The organism is Streptomyces sp. HM190, assembly GCF_009857135.1.
Taxonomy (GTDB): domain Bacteria; phylum Actinomycetota; class Actinomycetes; order Streptomycetales; family Streptomycetaceae; genus Streptomyces; species Streptomyces heilongjiangensis.
Window position 1 is genome coordinate 5,944,495 of sequence record NZ_CP047318.1, and the last position, 22,073, is coordinate 5,966,567.

Consider the following 22,073-nt stretch of genomic DNA (forward strand, 5'->3'; position numbering starts at 1 on the left):
GAAGATCCTCAGGGACGGGAGGGCGAGTGGGGACGGGGGAACGCGGCGGGGTGGCGGCTGGTGGTGCGGGTGTCGGTGGACCGGGGGAGCCGGTCGAAGAGGAGTTGCACCGCGCCGGTCCCGGGGTGCCGTACGGGATGGGCACGGACCCCGAACACCTCGGCGAGCAGTTCCGGCCGCAGGACGTCGTGCGGTGCGCCGGAGGCGACCACCCGGCCGCCGTCGAGGACGTACAGCACATCGCAGTACGCGGCGGCCAGATTGAGATCGTGCAGAGCCGCGAGCACGGTCAGCCCGCTGTCCCGTACCAGGGACAGGACGTCCAACTGGTGAGCGACGTCAAGGTGGTTGGTCGGTTCGTCGAGAACGAGCACGCGGGGCCGCTGGGCGAGCGCCCGAGCGATCAGCACCCGCTGTTTCTCGCCACCGGACAGCCCGAGGAACCCCCGGTCGGCGAGATGCGCGACCCCCGTGCGCGCCATCGCCCCGGCGCAGATCTCGCGGTCCCCGGCGGCCGTCCGCTCCCGGTGCGGCAGCCGCCCCATGCCCACGACCTCGGCCACGGTGAAGTCGAACTCCGACGCCGACTCCTGCGGCAGCGCGGCCAGCCGACGCGCCGCCTCCCGGGCGGGCAGGGCGTGCGCGTCGTCACCGCCGATCCGCACCACCCCCGAGGCCGGCCGCAACGCCCGGTACACGCACCGCAGCAACGTCGACTTGCCGCTGCCGTTCGGCCCGACGAGCCCCACGAGGGTCCCGCCGTCCACCGCGAGCCGCACGTCCTCGACGATCCGCCGCCCGGCGACCTCGACGCTCACCCCCTCGATCCCGAGCGGCACCCCCGCCCCGCCCCCGAGCCCATCGGCGCCCGCCTCCGGACCACCGGGCACCATGCCCCGCACACCGTTCTCCTTCACACCGTCTCCCCGCACTCCGTCGGTCCGCATCCCGTCGGTCCGCACTCCGTCGGTTCGCGCTTCGTTGGTTCGCGTTCCGTCGGTTCGCGTTCCGTCGGTTCGTGCGAGGTCCCTTCGCTCGGCGTCGCCCGGCCCGGCGTCGTGCTGCCCATCGTCGGTTCGCGCTTCGTTGGTTCGCGTTCCGTCGGTTCGTGCGAGGTCCCTTCGCTCGGCGTCGCCCGGCCCGGCGTCGTGCTGCCCGCCGTCGCTCCGCCCATCGTCGTACCGCACGGTCACCGCCCCCCGAACGCGTAGCCGCCGCGCCGCATGAGCAGCAGGAACACCGGCACCCCGACCACGGCGGTGATCACCCCCACGGGCAGTTCGGCGGGGGCAAGCAGCAGCCGGGACAGCACATCGGCCCAGACGAGCAGCACGGCCCCGACGAGCGGCGCGACGGCCAGGACCCGCCGGTGGTCCGCCCCGACCACCATCCGCACCACGTGCGGCACCATCAGCCCGACGAACCCGACGGCCCCGCTCACCGCGACCACGGTTCCCGTCACGGCGGCGGTGACCACGAACAGCTCCCGCCGCAGCCGCTCAGGCCGCACCCCGAGCGCGGCGGAGGTCTCGTCACCCATGGCGAGCGCGTTGAGCGCCTCGGCCCGCGCGCGCAGCCAGATCCACCCGGCGACGACCGTGGCCGCGGCGATCGGCACCTGCGCCCAGGTCGCCCCGCCCAGGCTGCCCAGCAGCCACATCATCGCCGCGCGGGCGGCCTCGCCGCGGGCGGCCCCGAACACCATGACCGTGGTGACGGCCTCGAACCCGTACGCCAGCGCCGTCCCCGTGAGGACCAGCCGCAGGGGCGTGAGCCCGGTCCCCGACCTGGCCACCCCGTACACCAGCGCCATCGCCAGCAGCGCCGACCCGAACGCCGACACCGACAGCGCCCACACCCCGAGCCCCGCGAACGCCCCCAGCAGGATCACCGCGTTGGCGCCCACGGCGGCCCCGGAGGAGATGCCCAGCACGAACGGATCGGCCAACGCGTTGCGCACCATGGCCTGCACGGCGACCCCGACCGCCGCGAGCCCTGCCCCGACGACGGCCCCGAGCACCACGCGCGGCAGTCGTATCTCCCAGACGATCGTGTACGCGGCGACGTCGGCGGCACGGACACTCCCCCCGGTCCCCCCGGCCCACAGGAACCGCACCACGTCCGCCCAGGCGATCCCCGCCGCCCCGAGCCCCACCCCGCACACCACCGACCCGGCCAGCACGAGAGCCAGCCCGAGCACGAGAGGGGGCAGCGGCAGCCGGCGCGGCCGGGAACCAGGGCCGGAACCGCCGCGGGGACGGCTCGGGCCGTCATGGTGGTGAGGGCTGGGGCTGCCCGTGGTGCTGTGGCTGTCCGTGGGGCTCTGACGCACGATCGGGCCGGTCCTCGGTCCTCCGGGCCGCCTGCGGAACCTCACGCAAGGAGACAGCCCGTGCGACCGGACGGCCGCGCGGTCCCCTCTCGCAGTCCACGGCGAGCAGTCGACGGGTCGCACCGCTCACGGGCAATCGGGCTCGCGCACGGACCGTCGGGTCCGCACGCACACCGTTGCGGGTCAGCGCCGGATTCCCACCGGCTTCCCCCACGAGAGGCGTGGCGAGCGTAGCACCGGGCGCCCGCCGGGCGCCGTACGCCCCAGGGTCCCGCGGTAGCAATGCCGTTGCCGTTGCCGTCGTCGTTGCCGTCGTCGTTGCTGTTGCTGTTGCTGTTGCTGTTGCTGTTGCTGTTGCTGTTGCTGTAGCCGTAGCCGTAGCCGTAGCCGTAGCCGTAGCCGTAGCCGTAGCCGTAGCCGTAGCCGTAGCCGTAGCCGTAGCCGTAGCCGTTGTCGTGGCTGTCTGTGGCTCAGGCCGGATAGGCGTGTGTCTGCGTCGCCTTGACCGCGGCCCAGACCTCGGCACCTGTGTGGAGGCCGAGTTCGGCGGCTGCGACCGTGGTGAGGTCGGCGGTGAGGGGGAGTTCACCGGTGAGGTCGGCGCGGATCTGGTCGCCGTGGGTCTCCATGCCGGCGACCTCGCAGCGCCACAGGTTGCGTGCGCTGACCCCGGTGGGGCGCTCGCCGTGGAGCGTCACGGCGCTCGGCGGAAAGGTGACGAAGACCGGCCCGGTGAGGTCCTCGGTGGTGGTGATCGCCGGCCCGCCGTCGAGCCGGACGACGTGCCGGTCGGCGACGCCCTGGTAGAGGTTCAGCCCGACGAGATGGGCGATGTAGTCGGTCCGCGGATGCCGGGCGATGTCACCCGGCGTCCCCTCCTGCACCACGCGCCCGTCCTCGATGACGACGAGCCGGTCGGCGAGCACCATCGCGTCGAGCGGATCGTGGGTGACGAGCACGGCGACGGCCTCGAAGTCCGCCAGGTGGCGCCGGAGCTGGGCGCGTACGTCGAGGCGGGTACGGGCGTCGAGCGCGGCGAGAGGCTCATCGAGGAGCAGCAGCCGGGGAGAGGTGGCGAGGGCGCGGGCGAGGGCGACGCGCTGGGCCTGGCCGCCGGAGAGCCGGCGGGGCTTGGCCCCGGCGTGCTCGGCGAGCCCCATCCGCTCCAGCCACTCGGCGGCGAGCGCCCGCGCCTCGGCCTTGGAGGACCCCTGGCAACGCGGCCCGAAGGCGACGTTGTCGAGGGCGGTCAGATGCGGAAAGAGCAGATAGTCCTGGAAGACGACCCCGACGGGACGCGCCTCGGGCGGCGTACGCTCCAGGGCGGCCCCGTCGAGCCGCAGATACCCGTCCGTGAGCGGCACGAGCCCCGCCAACGCCCGCAGGGCGGTGGTCTTCCCGGCCCCGTTGGGCCCGAGCAGCGCCACGACCTCCCCGGGCACGCCCCGAAGCCCGACATCGAGCCGAAACGCCCCACGCCGGACGACGAGCCGGGCATCCAGCCCGTCACGGGAGCGGACACTCGCCGCCCCGCTGGAGCGCGGCTCCCGGTCGCTGGGGCCGGGGGTGCCCAGCTCCTGCTGCTCGTCCCTCCCCCGCGCACCGAAGCTGTCGGCGGTCGACCCGCTCTCGCGGTCCCTGTTCTCGCGGTCCCCGTTCTCGCCGTCCCCACGGGCAGCCGCCCCGCCCCCGTCCCGCCCGCTCCCGCCGAAACCACCGCCGCCAGCCATGAACCCTTCCCCCTGTTCGATCCCGGAGCCTCGCCTCACGCCGGCGCGGCTCCTACCCCTGCTCCCGAGGCTCGCCCCGCTCCCCACACGGCCGCGTGCCCCGGACTTCCGGAGCCCTTACGGCCGCTCACGAGCCGCGCCGGCGGCCCCAGCCCCAGCCGATGCGAGGCATGCGAGGCATACGAGGCAAGGGAGGCCTGCGAGGCATGACAGGTGGCCGTCCGCCACTCGCGAACCCGTACCGACCGTCCGGTGACCGACGGAGCCGCCCCTCCTCCCCGCCCGCTCCCCGCCACCGGCGGAGCCGCCCCTCCCCTCTCCCTCCCGCCCCTCATGAGGCACTCATCCAACGGTCGCGCAGCCCCGCGAGGACCGCGACGGACACGGTCAGCAGGACGAGGCTGAGGGCGATGGCGGCCTCGGGATCGCTCTGGAGGGCGAGGTAGACGGCGAGCGGCATGGTCTGGGTACGCCCCGGGAAGTTACCGGCGAAGGTGATCGTCGCCCCGAACTCACCGAGCGCCCGCGCCCACGCGAGAACCGCTCCGGCCGCGATCCCGGGCGCGATCAACGGCAGCGTGACCCGCCGGAACGCGGTGAACCGGGAGGCCCCGAGCGTGGTGGCGGCCTCCTCGTACCGGGGATCGGCGGCCCGCAGCGTCCCCTCGACGCTGATGACGAGGAACGGCATGGCGACGAACGCCTCGGCCACCACGACCCCCGCCGTGGTGAAGGGCAGACTGATCCCGAACCACGACTCCAGCCACTGCCCGACCAGGCCGTTGCGTCCGAGCGCCATCAGCAACGCCACACCGCCCACCACCGGCGGAAGCACCAGCGGAAGCGTGACGAGCGCCCGTACGAACCCCCGCCCGGGAAACTCGACCCGCGCGAGCAGCCACGCCAAGGGCACCCCGAGCACGAGACTGACGGCGGTTGCCGCGGTGGCACAGACCAGCGACAACCGGAGCGCCTGCCACACCTCGGGGCTGGTCAGCTGGTCGGGAAGGTTCGACCAGGGGGCCCGTACGAGCAGGGCGACGAGCGGCAGCACCAGGAACGCCAGCCCGACGAGCGCGGGCACGAGCAACGGCACCGGCACGGGACCGCGCCGCGGCGAGACCACCCCACGCCCCCGCCGAGCCCGGGCCCCGCCCGCACCAGGGCCGGCACCGGCACCGGCACCGGCACCGGCACCGGAACCGGGGCCGAGGACAGGGCCGGCACCGGCATCGGGGCCGTGGCGAGGGTCGGAGTTCACGGCTTCAGGAACCCGGCGTCGCTCAGAACCTCCTGCCCGGCACCGGACCGTACGAGCGCGATGAACGCCTGCGCGGCGTCCGCGTTGGGGGCGTCCTTGAGGAGGGCGATCGGGTAGTCGTTGACTGCGTCTGCGGCTTCGGGGAACTCCACGCCCTCCACCTTGTCACCCGCGGCGATCACATCGGTCTTGTAGACGACCGCGGCGTCGGCCTCCTTCAGCTCGACCTTGGTGAGGGCGGCCTTGACGTCCTGCTCGTAGGACACGGGCGTGAGCCGCAGCCCACTCACGTCGAGAGCCTTCTGTGTGGCGGCGCCACATGGCACCTCCACATCGCACAGCACGACCTTGAGACCGCTCTTGGTGAGGTCCTTCAGGGAGGAAATGCCCTCGGGATTGCCCGGCAGGGTGGCGATCTCCAACTCATTCCGCACGAACGTCGCGGGCGCCCCGACGGCACCCCCCGCGTCCGTCACGATCTTCATGGTCCTGGCGCTGGCCGAAGCGAACACATCCGCAGGCGCCCCACCTCTGATGCTCGCGGCCAGGGCGTCACTCCCCCCGAAGCTGAAGGTCACCTTCACACCGGGATGATCCTTCTCGAACCGCTGCCCCAACTCGGTGAAGCTCTCCTTCAACGAGGCGGCGGCGAACACGGTGACCTCCCCGGAGACCCCGTCCGAGGCCCCCCCACCCGCCCCGGAGCCCTTCCCGGAGGAACACCCGGCAGCCCCCACCAACACGACCGCTCCGACCAGAGCCCCGCACCGAAGCAACCACCCCGCCCCCCACGAACGAGCCACCATGCCCCCACTCCTCCCGCACTCACGCCGCGGCCTCGGAGATCCTCAGAACACGCGGCCCCAGCCACCCATCACGACCCATCCTCTCGCACATGCCAGCCGATATCCCATTGGGTCATCGCACAGGCAAGGAATGAGTCGCTTGGGGCTAGCATGTGCGTTCCTCCGTTGCCGTGCGGAGCGCCCGCCGACTTCAAACGCACCTGGCACCCGCCCGGGCCCGCATCGTCACCGAACTGGGCGGCCGTAACCGCCCAGCCACTGATGGATGAACATCTGTCCGCCGGGCCGACAAGCGAGGCCTCGGCCCTCCTGGCTGCAAGTGGAACCTCATATCCGGCGGGCTTTGCTGGATATGAGGTAACGAGGTACCTGCTTCGCGGCGAGCGGCTGGCCCTCATCAAGACGCTCACCTGCGTTCGGGCTTCTTCGTCGCCTTGGTCACCCATGCGAGGCAGGCCCATCGAGCGACGCCGCCCACGGCGAGGGCCACGAGAATGGCACCCCAGTCGATCACATGAGGCAGCCCGGGAAAGAAGGCGAAGAAAGCCAAGGTGACGACGAGACCCAAGAGGAACGCGACGATCCCCGCACGACGGCGCTGTGTTCCCAACACCCGATCCGAGTCCTGCCCCTGTCGCTGCTCAGTCATGAACGACTCACTTCGTGATGTGATGGCACTGGCTGACGCGCCGCACCCCGTTGACATGGAGGTGGGCGCACGCTTTGCCATAACGAGGCAGAGTCTGGCGAGAGTTGTTGCGCATGGGGTCGATCTTGCATTCGCTGTGCGTCCGGCCGCGCGAAGTGCGGTAGGTGCGGTTGTTCGTATCGGCGTAGGTGAAATCGATGCGCCAGTTACAGAAACCGCTGCTGAGGGCCCCGACGAAGGCACAGTCGACGCCGGCGTTCTGGTACGTGATCCTTCTTCCGCTGCCTCGGATGATGTGGGTGAACATGCATCCGGTCGGTACCTTCATCGTCAGACCACCCACGGTGTATTCGAAGGTCCGCACGGGTGTTGACCCGATCGCGGTGGCGTGCGCGCCCGTCGGGCTGGTGAGGATGAGGGTCCCCGCGGCGACCAGAGTCGTGGCAAGCCGGGTGACGTAGTGCATGACCAAGACGGTCTCCCTCTGATGATCTCCTGGTGAGCACCTGAAACAACCGGCCCCCGTGCAGGTCCGTTCCGGCAGGCGCACTCGGTTCACTGCCCTGAGTGATCAGGAATGCGGGCCGCTGACCAGCAGAAACGTTCGCTTCGCCGGCTCGGTTCCATGCATGAGCCAAACCACGGTTCGGTTCGTTGCCTACCCCTGCCTTCATCCGTCGCAACGAGGCCGGCGAATGCGGTCCAAGAGGCGGGCACGACTCGGAGTGATCGCCACGACCCCAAGGCTGCGACCTCGTCTGACCGAACGAGACGGTGTCCTGCGCTGCGACTGCCCTCCCGGGCGATCGGCCAGGACGCCGGCGGAAGATCCCATGCGTCGTGCTCTACGAGGCAGGACCTTCGTCGGTCACCCCGGGACGGGGCGAGCCCAGCTCATGACGTCCTCGAACGAGGCCGGAGCTCGCCAGACGGTCGACGATGCGAGTAGACCACGACAACCACCCAGGGTTGACCGCCGCCGTCAGGCTGGCCTGCCAGCCCTGTCCTTTACATCCGCTCTTGAGTGAACGAGCCAGATGGAAGAGGGGACGCCGATAGCCGACAACCCATGGACCCACACCGCCCCGTACCAGCGTGATCTGACGGCGGCGTTCCGGCCGACGCAGGAAGAGGAACCGGCGCGGGGCAACCACGACTTCGAGGGCGTCCACAACACCCGACATGCAGCCGCTCCGGGCGACACACGCCTGCACGAACACGAAGACCCCGGCCTCAGCGTTTCCGCTGGTGACGGGGTCTTTGGGCACCTCATACAAGGTGCCCCCGGCAGGATTCGAACCTGCGCACACGGCTCCGGAGGGCCCGTCGGTTTCGGGAAAAGAAGCTTGTCACAGCCCTAGTGCCCCCATCGTGGGGGCGAACCAGTCCACAGGTAGTCCACAAGGTGTAGGTCCCTGACTTGCCGTGGCTGGCCGGCCCGCACGGAGCATGGTCAGAGACAACCGCAAGCCCCACAGGCTCATCCGAGATCAATCTTCCTGGCTAGGGACTGCAGTCCATGCCGGATGCACCACCATCCTCGCGTCTCGTGCTTTCCGACCCTCCCACGCTCCGCAGTAGTCCCGCTCGGACCCTGCCGTAGGCAGGGTCCTGCAACCCATCCCGGTGATGGTTTACACAGAGTGAACGACTGGGTACAGCACATGAATCAGCGCAAGGTTGACCTTGGGGGGCGGCATGCGAGTTTCGGAGTACTACAACCTCAATCGCGGACAGGGAACGCTGGATTTCGTTGATGTAGACACGGTCATGGATGTCCCTGTCTACATCGACCCGAGTACGATCCGTCACTTGTCTGATGACTGGGGGAAAGAATGCATCAAAATGCTGACCACGTTCTTCGATAGCGTTCTCGATGCGGTGCGGCATGGTGACAAAGTTCGAGCAGACTATCTTCTTGGCAATCTGGGCGAACCAAACGAAACCCATCTCGGTATCTCGAAGGGCAAGAGTGCTGGTAGGGGTTTTGGTAAATGGATGCGAGAAGAGTTCGCCTTGAAGCTGGCCAAAAGCCAGGCCGCTCAATCGGGGCTAATTGAAGACCTGGAAGACACTGCCTTTTTTATCGATAAAGTCGATAAGGATATTGTTTCAGACATTACGACGAACATTATTCGCGGACCGCTGATCACATACACGCATCAAATGGCAACGGCCTTTGGCATCCCGCTAGAGGAGGGCGTCGATAGCGGGCCTGTATGGAACGCTCAGGCTCTCAAGTGGGAAAATGGCCTAACCAGACTGCCTATTGCCGACGGGCACAAGCTCTTGCTTGTCCCGAAGGCGATCGTGCGCCGCGACCTGCACCTGTCGCGGTCGGAGTATTATCGAAATCATCTGGTTCCGACGCTGCAGTCGGAAGAGGAGGCGGATCCGCGCAGCAAGTTGGTGAGGGTACTAAAGGGTGGAAAGAAGAAGGTATACAAGAAGGACGTGGAGGAAAAATACGGGTCCACTAAGCCCGACGTGACGCGAGAAACCCTGCAACGTCCATCGGTATACCATCATTACAAGGAAATCAAGGCGCAGGTTGCTCCCGAGGTGATTTCCCACGCGGAGTTGAGCGAGGCGAACAGCACCCCAAAGCCTGACTATGCGGCACTCCTGCAAGCTGTGGTCGACACCCCTACTGGCAACGCGGAAGCAAACAACTATCATGCGCGCGTCGAGGCCCTTCTCACTGCCTTGTTCTACCCGTCACTCATCATGCCGGAAATGGAGCACGAGATCCACGAAGGGAGGAAGAGGATTGACATTACCTATACCAACAATGCGAAGGATGGATTCTTTGCTTACTTGACTCGCCATAAGATTCCAGCTCAATATGTCTTCGTCGAGTGCAAGAACTATGGGCGCGAAGTGGCCAATCCTGAACTCGACCAACTGTCGTCCCGGTTCTCTCCGTTGCGCGGGAAGTTCGGAATTCTTGCCTGCCGATCTTTCGCGGAAAAGGACCGATTTCTCGCTCGGTGCCGTGATACCGCTCTCGATCACCGCGGCTTCGTGGTGGCGCTGGACGACACCGACATGGCAAGACTGGTCGATGATGTGACGACTGCCATCAACTGGGTGCCCCCGTTTCCGCCGCCTGAGCAGCCGGTCGTCCCCCCGCGCGTCGAGAGCTACCCGCTTCTGCATGAACGTCTCAAACTCCTCGTTAGCTGAGTGCGATAGGAGACGCGAGTCTGCATCCGGAAACAGGCACTTACTGCGTGACTGAGGGGGAGGGGCCCTACTTCGGCTGCTCCATCTACCCACGACGTGGCTGCAGCAATTTATTCACAGGTGCCGGGCGATCGTGGACGGCCCTCAGACTTCAACCTAATCGGACTCTGGTGGCTTGAGGTTGGCGTATGCCCTCGGATGTGTGCGGAGCTGCCCTTTGAGGTAGCGCCGATCACGTAGGTTTGCCATGACAGCGTCGTAATGGGCCTGTTCGGCCCCCCAATCGCGCTCAAGGTGGGGCATGGGTTCGTCCGACATCTCCTGAGCGAGGTCGTACAAGTCCTTTCGCCAAGCTGGGTCAATGGCGCGTTCGTCAACAACCGCGTTTCGAAAGGCGAAACATGCAAACAGGGTCGTCGATGCAAGCAAGGCAACAGTCTCTTTGCAGGCGGCTTCGTCGAACATAATATGTGGATCAAGGTAAAAATGATCTTCTTCTACTGAGATCTGCATCATGCAGGATTCAGCAGTTGGGTGCGCCCAAGCCGACGCCTCGGTATAGAAATGTTGGTACTTTTCAACCTCTTCGGCGGAATCTCGGCGTACATCACTGAGCCACTGACGTACACGTACGTCAGGAAACCATTTCCCATCTCGAAGCCACTGATCAGCCAGCTTCGGGTCTTTCGCCAATACACGTGCTAGGCCTGCGGACTCGTACACAGACCGCAGCAAGTTGCGTGCCTCTGCTAGGAATCCATGACTTGTGACTACCCATGCTGCTTGCAACTGTCTGTAGCCCCTGGCTAGCGCCACTGCGGCTGCAAGCTCATTCTCGAACGTATCCTCGAATGGGAAGCGTTCGACCCTGAACGCGCCGAACCCCAGTAGGGCCATAGCCCGTCCGAACCAAGTCGTTTCGGGCCATGCTTGCGCGGTGTCCAGGAAGCGGCCCATGTGCAGTACATGGTCGGGTAGGTCATCCGAATGCTGTTCTTCCGTCATGCGCTCATGGTGCTCGCACGCGGTGCCTTTCGCCACATAGTTTCGTGGCGACCTCGGAGGAGTTTCGCGACTTGATGGCACCGCGCCGGCTCGGGCTTGGAAGCCATGGCGATGCCCAGACGAACAGTGTGCCGTAAATGGACGTAAGAGATCATAAGGCAACAAAAGGGGGTGTACAGTACAAGCTATTGCGCCACTTACGGCCTCGTTCCTCGCTTCGACCGTGTTCTGGCCCATATGCCGCTAGTCTGGGATTGGCAAGCTCATCGCGACTCGCTGCGCAAGGGGGTTCAACGAGTCGGTCCACACCAGGCGATTGCACGTACGTCATCACTCATGAAACGACTCTCTATGGGTCGAAAAATTCGATAACAGGATGCAGATGCCCGCATATAAGAAGGTCAAGGAAATTAAGTCAGGGGGGCAAGCGGCCGTGTGGCGGGGTCGAGATATGGACACCGGCCAATACGTAGCACTTAAATACTTGACGGTGCGAGGCGAAAAAAGACCAAAATCTGCGGAAGCCGAAGAGGAGCGGATTCGTTTCATTAGGGAAGTTAAGACGCAGCAGGAACTAAGTCATCCGAACATTACTCCCGTTCTTGCGTACTCAGGAAAGGTGCACCATCCGTGGTATGCGATGCCGCTTGCGGATGAAACGTTCGAGGACTGCCTGAAAGGACCCAAGCGAGATGCTTCCTGGTCGCTTGAAGTGATTCATCAGGTTATTGATGCTATGGAATACTCCCACGAGCAGGGTGTTATTCACCGCGACCTCAAGCCGTCAAACGTTCTTAACATCAATAACTCGTGGCTCGTGTCCGACTTTGGTTATTGCCGAAATATTCACTCCGAAAGCATCAAGATGACCCAAGCTAAGGCTTTGCTTGGTACCTGGTTTTACGCAGCGCCAGAGCAGTTCGATGATGCTCACGAAGCGGGGCCGCCGGCTGATGTCTATGCTGTCGGAAAGATCTTGATGTACTGCCTTACGGGAAACCCTCCGGGGCCATATTTGCGGCTAAAGGGAGTGCCGGAGCCCTATAAGGATGTGATCGTCCGTTGTGCAGCCGAGGAGCCGGAGGATAGATATCAGTCCATGAGTGCCTTGCGAGAGGCCCTGCTGTCTATCGCGCCACGCAACTGCTAAGACCGTACAAAAGGAGATCCCATGTCGTCTATGTTCAAAGAGGACCCAGTATTCAAGGCGACCCCGGAATCCATCGGATCGCTGGTCGCTTCGATTCATAAAGGCACGATCGCAATCCCTGATTTTCAGCGCAGTTTTGTTTGGGACCCTAAGCGCACAGTGGAGCTTCTGAAGTCAATTATTTCTCGTTATCCGGCTGGCACGCTGCTGACCTGGGAGCAGTCAACAAGCGTTAAGTTCGGCAGCCGACCGTTCGAAGGAGCTCCGGATCCTCAAAAGGAGCCAAAGCGTCTAGTCCTTGACGGTCAGCAGCGTTTGACTGCTTTGTATCAAGCGCTCACTGGTTCCGGTGACTATCAATTCTTCATGAAGGTTTGGCCCTTTATTGATAGAAGTCGAGGCACCCTGCTGAACCTGGAGGACGTTGACCTAGATAGTGCGCTCCTGGCATATGACTTGAGTGGCAGGATGCGCTTCAATCCGCTCGATGAAGAGTGGCAGATTTCCAAGGGTGTATTTCCCGTTGCGGCGTATGAGCGACTACGCCCATGGTTTAAGAAGTTGGCGCGATCGGTGGAAGAGGATCGTGATGCTGCAGATCAGCTGGAAGAGGTGCTGAATCAGTTCAGAGATACATATCTACAACCCTTGGAGTCGTACGCTTTTCCAGTTGTCGATCTACCAGCAAGCACATCCCTCGTAGCGGTGTGCAATATCTTCGAGACTTTGAACAAGTCTGGAAAGGTTCTTGGGCCATTTGAGCTCTTGACTGCCAAGTACTACCCTACCGGTGTTCACCTAAGGGATATGTGGGATACTGCATGCCAGCAATATCCACTGCTCGTAGACTTCGCAGTTGACCCGTATAGCGTGCTCCAGGCGATTTCGCTTCGATCGCGCGGATCTGCCCAGCGTTTCGATGTTCTTAACCGCCTCGATGCATCGAGCGTAGGGGAGCACTGGAACGCGACTGTAGCTGCTTTCGCAGATGTTCTCGATATGCTTAAGCGCGAGTGTGGCGTTATTTCCGCACAGTGGTTGCCCTACAGTATGACTGTGGTTCCGATGGCTGCCGTATACCCCGAGGTGGCCCAACTAAGATCTCAGTACCGGGCTTTGGCTCGGGAACGACTTCGCCAATACTATTGGTGCACAGTATTCACCGAGAATTTTGATCAAGGCGCGAATAGTCAGGCTGGGGCTGACTATAAGCTTCTGCGTGGATGGGTCGTTGGGGACTCTCAGGAGGCTCCCGAAGCTGTCAGCGAATTTAATCTCACCGACTTTGATTTGTTGAGCGCGCGAGCCAACAGGAAGGCCCTCTTCAGGGGATTCGTGACGCTCCTCATCCAGTCAGGGGCGAAGGACTTCCTCACAGCGCAGGCGATTACAAATCTGGATCCTGCAGGTTTCATTCTAGATGGTGCCCGAATTTTCCCGAAGGTATGGCTCGATCTGTCGGGAAATAACCCGGAGGGGCATAGTTCGGAGCTGATCCTGAACCGGCTTATGATCGATAAATCGCTTCGCCGCCTGATCAAGGATAGGCCTTTTGGTGAATTTGTTGCTGCGCAGGAAGAGTTCGATCGTCACAAGTATGTCGACGTCTTGAGCTCTCACCTCGTGGACGATGGCGAGGAAAGCGGCCTGGAACGGTTGGATTACAATTTGTTCCTTCAGGAGCGCTTGACGTTGCTCGTGGAACAGATTGAAGCCGTCACAGGCCAGTCGCTGATCTATGAGTCTGAGGGCTAGAACCCGAAACCCCACGGACCGACATCGCAGCGTGATGCTCCACGATCGGTCTCACGGAAACGATTGTGAATCGTATGCTGCCATAGGGCCGGCTCCTGTAGGCGCGGTCGGCGGAGCGGCTTTGGGGTGGCGCTGCTTTGGCGCGAGTGATCATGGCCCCGTAAGCTTCCGGCGCGTCGGGCAGTCTGTGGACCTGCCCGGTAAAGCACGACGTTGGGGCCATGATCTTCGAGGCTCGCGCCAAAGTGGCTCCGTAAAGCCGTGGAGTCGACCGCCCCAGCCACGACGCACCTCTTCTCTGGCATCAGGCGGCTGATTGCTTAGTGCGCGGCACGGGCGCCGGCCGGGCTGGAGCGGGGCGGAGACTGGAGCGCAGGCCCGGCCGGGGGGCGGGCCGCGCGCGGGGAGCGAAGCGAGCCGCCTTGAACCAGTAGAGAAAGTTTGAATCACGGAGAGGGCTGGGGCCGTGTCCGGTCCCGGTAGATGCTTGACAGTTCGATCCCAGCTGATGGTTGACGGTGGCCGTGATCGGCTTTTCTGTGCCGGGCTGCCCCGTGGTGTAGAACCCTGAGCATGGGGAGTGAGCGGCGGGAGCGGATGCGGGCGCTTGGTGCGCGTCTTCGGGAACTTCGGGCAGAAGCCGGGTTGACGGGTGCTGCGCTAGGGCGTGTATCGAATGTGCTGGTCACAGCCATTCATTGATGGCCGCTACGAGGACGGTCGCCTCGTAGCGGACCGCGAGCTTGTCGTACCTCGTGGCCACGGCCCGGTGCCTTTTGAGGCGGTTGATGCCGCACTCGACCGCGTGCCGAGCCTTGTAGTCCTGCGGGTCGAACTTCGGCGGTCGGCCGCCGCGCGAGCCGCGTTTCTTGCGGTTGCGGGCCTGGTCGGCCTTGTCCGGGATGGTGCAGCGGATCCTGCGCTGCCGCAGGTAAGCGCGGTTCTTCCGGGAGGCGTACGCCTTGTCGGCGCGCACACGATCGGGCCGGGTGCGCGGCCTGCCTGGGCCAAGACGCGGGACGCGGATCTTGTTCAGGACAGGCTCGAACTGCGGGGAGTCGCCCCGCTGGCCGGCCGTGATCACGATGGACATGGGCTTCTGGCCTTGTTCGACGGCCAGGTGCAGCTTGGTGGTCAGGCCACCGCGCGAGCGGCCGAGGCCGTGGTCGTCGGGCTCGACGCCGACGCCGCCGGGCGGCTCCTTCTGCAGCTCCCCTTTTTCCTTGCCCCGGCGGCGTGCTGGTGGGCCCGACACACCGTGGAGTCGACGTTGATGTCCCAGGTGATCAGCTCTTTCGCGTCGGCCCGGGCCTGGAGCGCGGTGAAGATCCGATGCCAGGTGCCGTCCCGCTGCCACCGCCGGAACAAGTCGTACGCCCGGCCCCACGGCCCGTACTCGGCGGGCAGGTCCCGCCACGGAACGCCAGTACGGACCCGGAACCGTATGCCGTCGATCAGCTGCCGCCTGGCCCACGTCGGCGGCCGTCCGGGCTTCTTGCCCTTCGGCAACAGCGGTTCCAGCACCGCCCATTGCGCGTCCGTCAGATCTCCACGTGCCACGAAGCAAGATCATCTCACGTTCAAGATCCACTTTCGACACACACCCTAGCGCAGCGTGCCGGGGTAGGACAGCCGACTGTGTCCAAGGTCGAGACCGGCCGCATGGTTCCGAGCGTTGATGTGCTCGACCGCCTCTCAGGCGCTCTCGGTCTCGATGAGTCGACCGCTCGTGAGGTTCGTGAGCTGCTGCATGCTGTGATGGCCGCTCCGGGTGCTGACCAACAGGCAGAGGGCACAACTGCGGGCGCCGCCAGCACCGTTGACGAAGAAGTGCGGTCCGCGCAGCTGGTGAGGTCGTTCCAGTGCGTTGTGTTGCCGGCCCTGCTTCAGACCGCGGAGTACGCCCGGCATGTCTTCGCGAGTGTGCCGAACTCGACGCCTGATGCCATCGGTCGGGCGGTGGCTGCCCGCATCGAGCGGCAGAGCGTGTTGTACGAGCCGGGTCGGGAGTCGGTGTTCGTGCTGACCGAAGCCGTGTTGCGTACCTGGCCGGGGACTCCTGCGCTCATGCTCGCCCAGCTCGACCGGCTGCTGGCTGTCGAGAGCCTGGACACGGTGCGGCTCGGTGTCATCCCGTGGCGTCGGCGGGTGCCGGTGCTGCCTCGGCACGGATTCACCCTGTGCGATCAGAGGGCCGTTGTCGTCGAGACCTTCGACCGTGAGCGTGTGTCGGCTGACTCCGCTGAACTGGCCGCTTACGAGGAGACGTTCGCCCGCTTCAAGGAAGCGGCCGTCTTCGGCGACGAGGTGCGGGAGCTGTTGGTGCGTTCGATGGCGGACTTCCGCAGCTTGGGAGACACCCTCACTCGATAGAGGAATAATTCCTCTAGATGCCTAGCTTGCTGCTCCGTCATGGGAATACTCTGCCGTTGCGCTGTCTAGCCCCCTAGACGTAGAGTGAGGGATCTCCCATGCGTACCAAGTGGTGCCGCGCCTTTCCCGGCCTGGCCGAGGAGGTGGGTCATGCTCGACGCTTCGTCGCTGCTCTGCTGGAGGAGCGAGGACCGGTCGACGACGCGGTCCTGGTCGTCAGTGAGCTTGCGACAAACGCTGTGCGGCATTCGTTGAGCGGCGCGGCCGGCGGCTGGTTCGTCGTGGTCGTCAGCTTCGGCGACGACAGTGACCTTGTGCGCATCGAGGTAGTCGATGTGGGCGGTGAACGCGAGCCTCACCTGTGTGACGTGACGGACCGGGATGAGGGTGGTCGCGGTCTGGCGCTGGTGGCCGCATGCGCCAAGGACTGGGGTATCAAGAGCTGGCCCGACGGGCGGACCGTGTGGGCGGACCTGGTGCGGGAGGGCGTGTGATCGCGTCCGCCTCGACGGTCGTCTCTGGTCGCCTCGCGGGCGGTGACGGGTGAGCCCTCGGGGGGTGCCCGGCAGACGGTCGCGGTTCTACGTGGTCGGCGTAAGTACGGGACGCCGTCTCCCGCCCATTCCGTCTAGGGCCCTAGACTCCTGGTTAGTGCTAGGAGGTGAAGTCATGTCGGACGAGTTGCAGCGGATCATGGCGATTGATGATCCGTACCGGCTGTTGCGCGAGGTCACGACCCGGTTGGCTGATGCACAGCAGGAGGTGACCGAGCTGGCTCGCCTTCGTCGACGCGTGGTCCAGGACCTGCACGCGCAAGGGCTGTCGTATGCGCAGATCGCCGAGAAGGCGGGCCTGAGCCGCGGGCGCATTCACCAGATCCGGCACACCGGTCCGGCGCCGGAAGGGGCCTTCCTCGGCCGGGGTTCCGTCGTCGTCGCTACGCCTCTGCGGCGTGATGACGAGCACGGGCGGACGGTCGTCGCCATGGACGACGTCAGCTCCGGCAAGCGGCTGGAAGACCTCGCGCGGACATACGGGCTCGAAGTCGCCTCGGAGCATGTGTCGGTCGGTGGAGAGATCGACCTCAATCGAGACGGCCTGGTCGTCGTCTGTGGGCCGCGTATGTCCCAGGAGATGTGGGACACGTACGCACAAGATCCCGTTCTGAGCTGGGAGCGCGCGGAAGACGGGCCCTGGACGGTGGTGGACCGGCGCACCGGCACCGTGTACCGGTCGGGCCAGGACAGCGACCCGGCCCGGCCGTACGACGTCGGATACCTCGGCCGGCTGCCGCGCCCGGACGGCAACGGTTCGTTGCTCGCCATCGCCGGTATCCACACTCAGGGTTCTCTCGGCGTCGTGCAGCTGCTCGCCAGCGACCTGAACACGCTGTGGGGCCAGGTCGGTGACCGCCGGTTCTCCACGCTGGTCGGCGTCGAGTACGACCCGGAGACCAGCGAACCGCAGTCCGCCGAGCTGCTCTGCCCCCTCTACCGGCATGACGAAGAGGCGACGGAGGCAGCGGGGTGAGGTTCGCCCTCACCACACTGCCCGCCGAACCCGACCGCGAGAACGAGGACTTCGCCGCTGCCGCCCCCGGCGCGGCCGTTGTCCTCGACGGTGCCGGTGTGGGCGGGGCTGAGACCGGTTGCACGCACGGCGTCGCCTGGTTCTCCGCAACCCTGGGCGCTCTGCTGCTGCGCAGCATGACCGCGCATCCCGCCAGGCCGCTCGCCGACTGCCTCGCCGACTCGATCAGTCTCGTCCGGTCGCTGCACGAGGACAGTTGCGACCTCGCCTACCGGGCCAGTCCCACCAGTACGGTCGTCGCCGCGCGGCTCGGCGGGGGAGCTCTTGAGTACCTCGTTCTCGGCGACTCCTCCCTGCTGCTGGCAGACAGGGAAGGCCGTACGACCGTCGTCACCGACCGGCGCCTGGACGAGGTCGGCAAGCGGCTGCGCGGGGCCGTCGACCAACTGCCCACCGGATCGCCGGAACACACTGCCGCGCTCGCCGAGTACCGGGATGCCCTTACCGGGCTCCGCAACCGGCCGGGCGGCTTCTGGATCGCCGGCCCCGATCCACGGGCGGCCGAGCATGCTCTGACCGGGACGGTGCCGCTGGACTCGCTGGCGTCCGTGACGCTGATGAGCGACGGTGCCACGCGACTCGTCGACCGGTTCGAACTCGCGGACTGGAGCGAGACGTTGTCTCTCCTCGACTCGTCGGGGCCGGATGAGCTGATCCGCCGTGTACGGGAAGCCGAGGCTGGCGACCCAGAGGGCCGGCGCTGGCCGCGGGGCAAGGCTCGCGACGACGCGACCGCCCTCCACTGGGCCTTGGACTGACGCACGCAACTCACGCGAGCGGTGAGGCCGCGACCCAACTCGTATACCCCCCTAGACAGTTCGAGCGACGGTCGTTTACCTTAGCTGTAGACCCCCCTAGACAGTTCAGGCGGCGGTCACCCTCCCTTCATGCTGTCTAGGGGGGTATCCAGTTGGAATGGTGCTGCTCAGCGAGTGGGCATCAACGACCCTGTGAGGTACAGACAATGCGTGTCATCCCCGTGGACACCTCGGCCGCGACGCTGCTCATCACCAAGCTGCCGGAGGTCAAGGTGAGGGACCGGCAGACCGGTGAGGTGGCCGTTGACCCGGTGACCAACCAGCGGCTTATGACCGTGGAGTTGGTGTTCATCGCGGCCGGTGGCTCGGACATGATCAAGGTGACCGTTCCCGAGCAGGGCATCGGTGACGGTCTGGTCATGGGCGCCCCGGTCATCCTGTCCGGTCTGGTCGCTCGGCCCTGGGAGAGCGAGTTCGGGGGGCGCGCCCGGCACGGCATCGCCTACCGGGCCGACGCCGTCATGGTCAACGCCCCGGCTCCGGTTCAGGGTTGATCGCCGTGACGGAGGGATTCCGGGTTCCGCTATCGATTCTGCTGCCGGTCCTGCTGGTCCTGGTCGCGCTACTGGTCGTGCGCCGTCGTATGCCGGTCGTGTTCTGGTGGCTCCTCGGCTATCCGGTCGCCGCGCTGAGGGTGCTCGTGTCGTACCGGGACACGATGGACGCGTGTGGTCTGACGGTCCCGGCCTCGGCCGTCCGTCGGGCCACCGCCCGGATGGTCGGGCGCCAGGCCGCGCCGGTACCGCCTCGGCGGTCGTTCCCGCTGCCGACCGGGTCCGGTCTCGTGATGCGGCTGCGTATGGCGGCGGGTCAGGCTCCCGAGGACTTCATGGCCTCCGCCGACCGGCTGCGGCACGCCTGGGGCGTCCATGCCGTGTACGTCCGCACCACAAAGCCGGGGCGGCTCGAACTGAGGCTCGTCGGCTGGGACGTGCTCGCCGAGGTCAAGCCGGCCCGGCGTCGGCCGGGGTCCGATCCGCTTCGCCTGCCGCTGGCGCTGCGGGAAGACGGTGAGTGGCACGTACGGGACTTCCGCACCGTGCCGCACGAACTGATCCTCGGCGCCACGCAGTCCGGCAAATCCGTCTACCTGCGCAATCTGCTGTGCGGTCTGGCCCGGCAGTCGGTCGTGCTCGTCGGCATCGACTGCAAGTGGGGCGTGGAACTCGCCCCGTTCGCACCACGGTTGTCCGCGCTCGCCGACACTCCCGACCGGGCTGACGAACTCCTGGACGCGCTGGTGGACGAGATGGAGGCACGATTCCGGCTCATCGGGCTCCGTAGTGGTGCGGGCAGTGGGGCCGATCCGGACGCCGTGCTCACCTCGGATGTGTGGGGGCTGCCGGAAGCCGTACGGCCGGTGCCGGTCGTAGTCGTCGTCGACGAAGTGGCGGAACTGTTCCTCGCCGCGAACCGGGACGACGAGAAGCGACGAGACGCCATGGTCACCAAGCTGATTCGCCTCGCCCAGCTCGGGCGTGCGGCCGGCATCTACCTGGAGGTGTGCGGGCAGCGTTTCGGATCCGAACTCGGCAAGGGGGCCACCATGCTCCGTGCCCAGCTGACCGGCCGCGTCTGCCACCGCGTCAACGATGAAGCCTCGGCGAACATGGCACTCGCCGACATCTCCCCGGAAGCGGCCCTCGCTGCTACCGCCATCCCGGCCGAACGCCCCGGCGTCGCCGTCGTCGGTGACTCCTCTGGCGGCTGGTCCCGCGTCCGCGCACCACACTTCACCCTCGCCGAAGCGGCGGCCGTGTGCCGTGATACCGCCGCACTGATGCCGGACCTGCCCCGGCTCGACTCCTTCCGGCCCGCCGTCGCCGTGGAGTCCGCCGTCCCGTCCTCTGCCACCGCTGCCGTTCCCACCGCCCAGCCGGTGACCGAGTAGCCCCTTCCTCACCCGGTCGGCGCGACCGTCTCGCGCCACGTCCCTACCTCTCCCATGCCAATAACCGGAAGGAAACCCGATGACCGCCATGGTCAAGCGCCTGCGGGTCGACGCCGTGATCGTCCAGGCCGTCATCGCCGGTGCCCTGTCCTTCTCCCACCTGCACGACCTCGCCGAAGCGGCCGGACAGGGCGGCTGGAAGGCCTGGGCCTACCCCGTCAGCGTCGACCTACTGCTGGTCGCCGCCTGGCGCCGGATGCGGCAGGCACAGCGAGCGGGCCTGGGGGCCGGGGGGCCGCGGCTGTGGTTCCTGGTGGCCCTGACCGCCTCCCTCGGCGCCAACGTCGCCACCGCCGGGCTCCTCGACCTCGACCACGTCCCCGCCTGGCTCCGCGTCCTGGTCGCGGGCTGGCCGGCCGTCGCCTTCTTCGGCGGCACGCTCCTCGCCCACACACCACACCACCCCCAGGAAGCGCCCGAGGTCCCGGCCTCGTCGACGACTGACCCGCACGAGGAATCACGCTCCGCCCCGACGACCGTCGACATGCCCGACCCGGTCGCGCTCCCGGCCACCGACCCCGCCCCTGAACCCACCACCAGCAAACCAACCACCGTCGCCGGCCCGGTGATCGACTCCACCCCTGCTCGGGTCCCGGCGGCCGTTCCCGCCGTCGCTCTCCCTCCCGCTCTCGTCGACCGCGTCCGGGAGCTCGCCGACGAACACCGCTCGGCCACCGGCCACCCCGCCGACCCCGACGCCGTACGCGCCCGGCTCGGCCTGCCCCCGTCCATGACCGCGTCCGTCGCCGCTCACCTCTGAGAAGGGACCGCCATGCATCGCCGCTTCCGCAACGTCCGCCGTATCGGCCCCGTGAACGTCGCCTCCTACCTCGAACGCGGCAAGCACCGCCACCTGGCCGCCTGTACCGCGCCCCGGTGCGACTTCTCCGCCGAGTACGACTCACGCGCCGCCGCCGAACTCGCCGCCCGCACCCACCGCTGCTCGGCCTGACAGGAGACCACCCCTCATGGACGTACCGCTCTGGCTCGCCCTCCTCTGCATCGGGGTCCTGGGCGTCAAGCTCATCCGCCCGCCCTGGTGGCTCATCACCGTGCTGCTCCTCGGCGGCTACCTCATCGCCGACAGCCTGCTGGCCCCCGTCATCAACTCCCTCGTCAAGTAACCGAGAAGGAGACCCGCTCATGCTCCGGCCCAAGATCCCGACCATGCCTCAGCCCACCGGCCTGGTGACACCGCCTGCGGTCATCGAGTCGACCGTCGCCACCCCGGCCGCCCTGACCGCGCAGCCAGCACCCGCCGCCCCCGCGCCGTCCCGTCCGGCCGTCCAGCTCACTCCCGGCACCGCGCTCGCCCTCGTCGGCGGCGGCACCGCCGTGGTCCTGGTCGTCGGCGCCGTCCTCGTCTCCATGCTCCTCGCCGTCGCCGTCACGGCCACCTCGACCGCCGTGTGCGCCGTCGTCATCCGTTCTCTCCTCACCCGCCGCGACCGCTGACGCGACGACTCC

22 protein-coding genes and 1 riboswitch are annotated in these 22,073 nt (G+C 66.3%); of the genes, 13 read left to right on the plus strand and 9 right to left on the minus strand.

What is annotated here, in order from left to right; genetic code table 11:
- Window positions 1–8 precede the first annotated feature (8 nt).
- The 7 genes from GSY65_RS25525 to GSY65_RS25555 all read right to left on the minus strand — a co-directional run bounded on the left by GSY65_RS25525 (window position 9) and on the right by GSY65_RS25555 (window position 7,244).
- Complete coding sequence (locus GSY65_RS25525; RefSeq protein ID WP_159776388.1) at window positions 9–839, minus strand: ABC transporter ATP-binding protein; 831 nt, start codon at window positions 837–839, stop codon at window positions 9–11.
- 350 nt (window positions 840–1,189) lie between these two features.
- The gene (locus tag GSY65_RS25530) at window positions 1,190–2,212 is read right to left on the minus strand and encodes a FecCD family ABC transporter permease (RefSeq protein ID WP_201452833.1); all 1,023 of its coding nucleotides are present in this window, start codon (window positions 2,210–2,212) and stop codon (window positions 1,190–1,192) included.
- A gap of 234 nt (window positions 2,213–2,446) precedes the next feature.
- Window positions 2,447–2,543, minus strand: a riboswitch (cobalamin riboswitch).
- Between the two features lie 259 nt (window positions 2,544–2,802).
- Window positions 2,803–4,062 (minus strand): ABC transporter ATP-binding protein, encoded by a 1,260-nt coding sequence (locus tag GSY65_RS25535; RefSeq protein WP_236580046.1) that lies wholly within the window; start codon window positions 4,060–4,062, stop codon window positions 2,803–2,805.
- 331 nt (window positions 4,063–4,393) lie between these two features.
- On the minus strand, window positions 4,394–5,323 hold the full coding sequence (locus tag GSY65_RS25540) for an ABC transporter permease (protein ID WP_159773040.1): 930 nt from the start codon (window positions 5,321–5,323) through the stop codon (window positions 4,394–4,396).
- The gene (gene modA, locus GSY65_RS25545; protein WP_159773043.1) at window positions 5,320–6,129 is read right to left on the minus strand and encodes a molybdate ABC transporter substrate-binding protein; all 810 of its coding nucleotides are present in this window, start codon (window positions 6,127–6,129) and stop codon (window positions 5,320–5,322) included. Before modA ends, GSY65_RS25540 begins: the two co-directional genes overlap by 4 nt.
- A 406-nt stretch (window positions 6,130–6,535) precedes the next feature.
- A complete protein-coding gene (locus GSY65_RS25550; protein ID WP_159773046.1) occupies window positions 6,536–6,778 on the minus strand; it encodes a hypothetical protein in 243 nt (80 codons plus the stop codon).
- A 7-nt stretch (window positions 6,779–6,785) separates the two neighbouring features.
- Window positions 6,786–7,244 carry a hypothetical protein gene (locus GSY65_RS25555; protein ID WP_201452670.1) on the minus strand — a complete coding sequence of 153 codons (459 nt, stop codon included), beginning with the start codon at window positions 7,242–7,244 and terminating at the stop codon, window positions 6,786–6,788.
- Window positions 7,245–8,476: 1,232 nt separating this feature from the next.
- Here GSY65_RS25555 and GSY65_RS25560 point away from each other — a divergent pair.
- Window positions 8,477–9,964, plus strand: coding sequence for a hypothetical protein (locus tag GSY65_RS25560; RefSeq protein ID WP_159773049.1), 1,488 nt, complete (start codon window positions 8,477–8,479; stop codon window positions 9,962–9,964).
- Between the two features lie 156 nt (window positions 9,965–10,120).
- On the opposite strand, the gene GSY65_RS25565 is transcribed toward GSY65_RS25560, so the two are convergent.
- A complete protein-coding gene (locus GSY65_RS25565) occupies window positions 10,121–10,969 on the minus strand; it encodes a hypothetical protein (protein WP_159773052.1) in 849 nt (282 codons plus the stop codon).
- Between the two features lie 376 nt (window positions 10,970–11,345).
- On the opposite strand from GSY65_RS25565, the gene GSY65_RS25570 reads away from it, so the two are divergent.
- Both GSY65_RS25570 and GSY65_RS25575 read left to right on the plus strand, forming a co-directional pair.
- Window positions 11,346–12,119: a serine/threonine-protein kinase gene (locus tag GSY65_RS25570; protein WP_159773054.1), complete on the plus strand. Its 774-nt coding sequence runs from the start codon at window positions 11,346–11,348 to the stop codon at window positions 12,117–12,119.
- Between the two features lie 21 nt (window positions 12,120–12,140).
- The gene (locus GSY65_RS25575) at window positions 12,141–13,874 is read left to right on the plus strand and encodes a DUF262 domain-containing protein (RefSeq protein ID WP_159773056.1); all 1,734 of its coding nucleotides are present in this window, start codon (window positions 12,141–12,143) and stop codon (window positions 13,872–13,874) included.
- A gap of 685 nt (window positions 13,875–14,559) precedes the next feature.
- Here GSY65_RS25575 and GSY65_RS25580 read toward each other — a convergent pair.
- A protein-coding gene (locus tag GSY65_RS25580) for an IS5 family transposase (RefSeq protein ID WP_443043178.1) occupies window positions 14,560–15,434 on the minus strand; the annotation gives its coding sequence in 2 pieces (ribosomal slippage) (window positions 14,560–15,042 and window positions 15,045–15,434; 873 coding nt in all).
- A gap of 78 nt (window positions 15,435–15,512) precedes the next feature.
- Here GSY65_RS25580 and GSY65_RS25585 point away from each other — a divergent pair.
- The 10 genes from GSY65_RS25585 (at window position 15,513) to GSY65_RS25630 (ending at window position 22,061) form a co-directional block, all read left to right on the plus strand.
- Complete coding sequence (locus GSY65_RS25585) at window positions 15,513–16,247, plus strand: DUF5753 domain-containing protein (RefSeq protein ID WP_328707515.1); 735 nt, start codon at window positions 15,513–15,515, stop codon at window positions 16,245–16,247.
- Window positions 16,248–16,345: 98 nt separating this feature from the next.
- Entirely contained in the window at window positions 16,346–16,741 is a 396-nt protein-coding gene (locus tag GSY65_RS25590) for an ATP-binding protein (protein WP_123541982.1), read from the plus strand.
- A gap of 175 nt (window positions 16,742–16,916) precedes the next feature.
- Window positions 16,917–17,777, plus strand: coding sequence for a sigma factor-like helix-turn-helix DNA-binding protein (locus GSY65_RS25595; protein ID WP_159773060.1), 861 nt, complete (start codon window positions 16,917–16,919; stop codon window positions 17,775–17,777).
- The gene (locus GSY65_RS25600; protein ID WP_159773062.1) at window positions 17,774–18,595 is read left to right on the plus strand and encodes a protein phosphatase 2C domain-containing protein; all 822 of its coding nucleotides are present in this window, start codon (window positions 17,774–17,776) and stop codon (window positions 18,593–18,595) included. Before GSY65_RS25595 ends, GSY65_RS25600 begins: the two co-directional genes overlap by 4 nt.
- Window positions 18,596–18,801: 206 nt before the next feature.
- Window positions 18,802–19,149, plus strand: a complete 348-nt coding sequence (locus tag GSY65_RS25605) for an SCO3933 family regulatory protein (protein ID WP_055517769.1) — start codon at window positions 18,802–18,804, stop codon at window positions 19,147–19,149.
- Between the two features lie 89 nt (window positions 19,150–19,238).
- Complete coding sequence (locus GSY65_RS25610; protein WP_236580254.1) at window positions 19,239–20,546, plus strand: FtsK/SpoIIIE domain-containing protein; 1,308 nt, start codon at window positions 19,239–19,241, stop codon at window positions 20,544–20,546.
- Between the two features lie 88 nt (window positions 20,547–20,634).
- Window positions 20,635–21,366: a DUF2637 domain-containing protein gene (locus tag GSY65_RS25615; RefSeq protein WP_443043305.1), complete on the plus strand. Its 732-nt coding sequence runs from the start codon at window positions 20,635–20,637 to the stop codon at window positions 21,364–21,366.
- Window positions 21,367–21,378: 12 nt separating this feature from the next.
- The gene (locus GSY65_RS25620; RefSeq protein ID WP_159773066.1) at window positions 21,379–21,558 is read left to right on the plus strand and encodes a mobile element transfer protein; all 180 of its coding nucleotides are present in this window, start codon (window positions 21,379–21,381) and stop codon (window positions 21,556–21,558) included.
- 16 nt (window positions 21,559–21,574) lie between these two features.
- Entirely contained in the window at window positions 21,575–21,730 is a 156-nt protein-coding gene (locus GSY65_RS25625) for a hypothetical protein (RefSeq protein ID WP_123541968.1), read from the plus strand.
- 19 nt (window positions 21,731–21,749) lie between these two features.
- Window positions 21,750–22,061 carry a SpdD-like protein gene (locus GSY65_RS25630; RefSeq protein ID WP_159773068.1) on the plus strand — a complete coding sequence of 104 codons (312 nt, stop codon included), beginning with the start codon at window positions 21,750–21,752 and terminating at the stop codon, window positions 22,059–22,061.
- The last annotated feature ends 12 nt before the right edge of the window (window positions 22,062–22,073 follow it).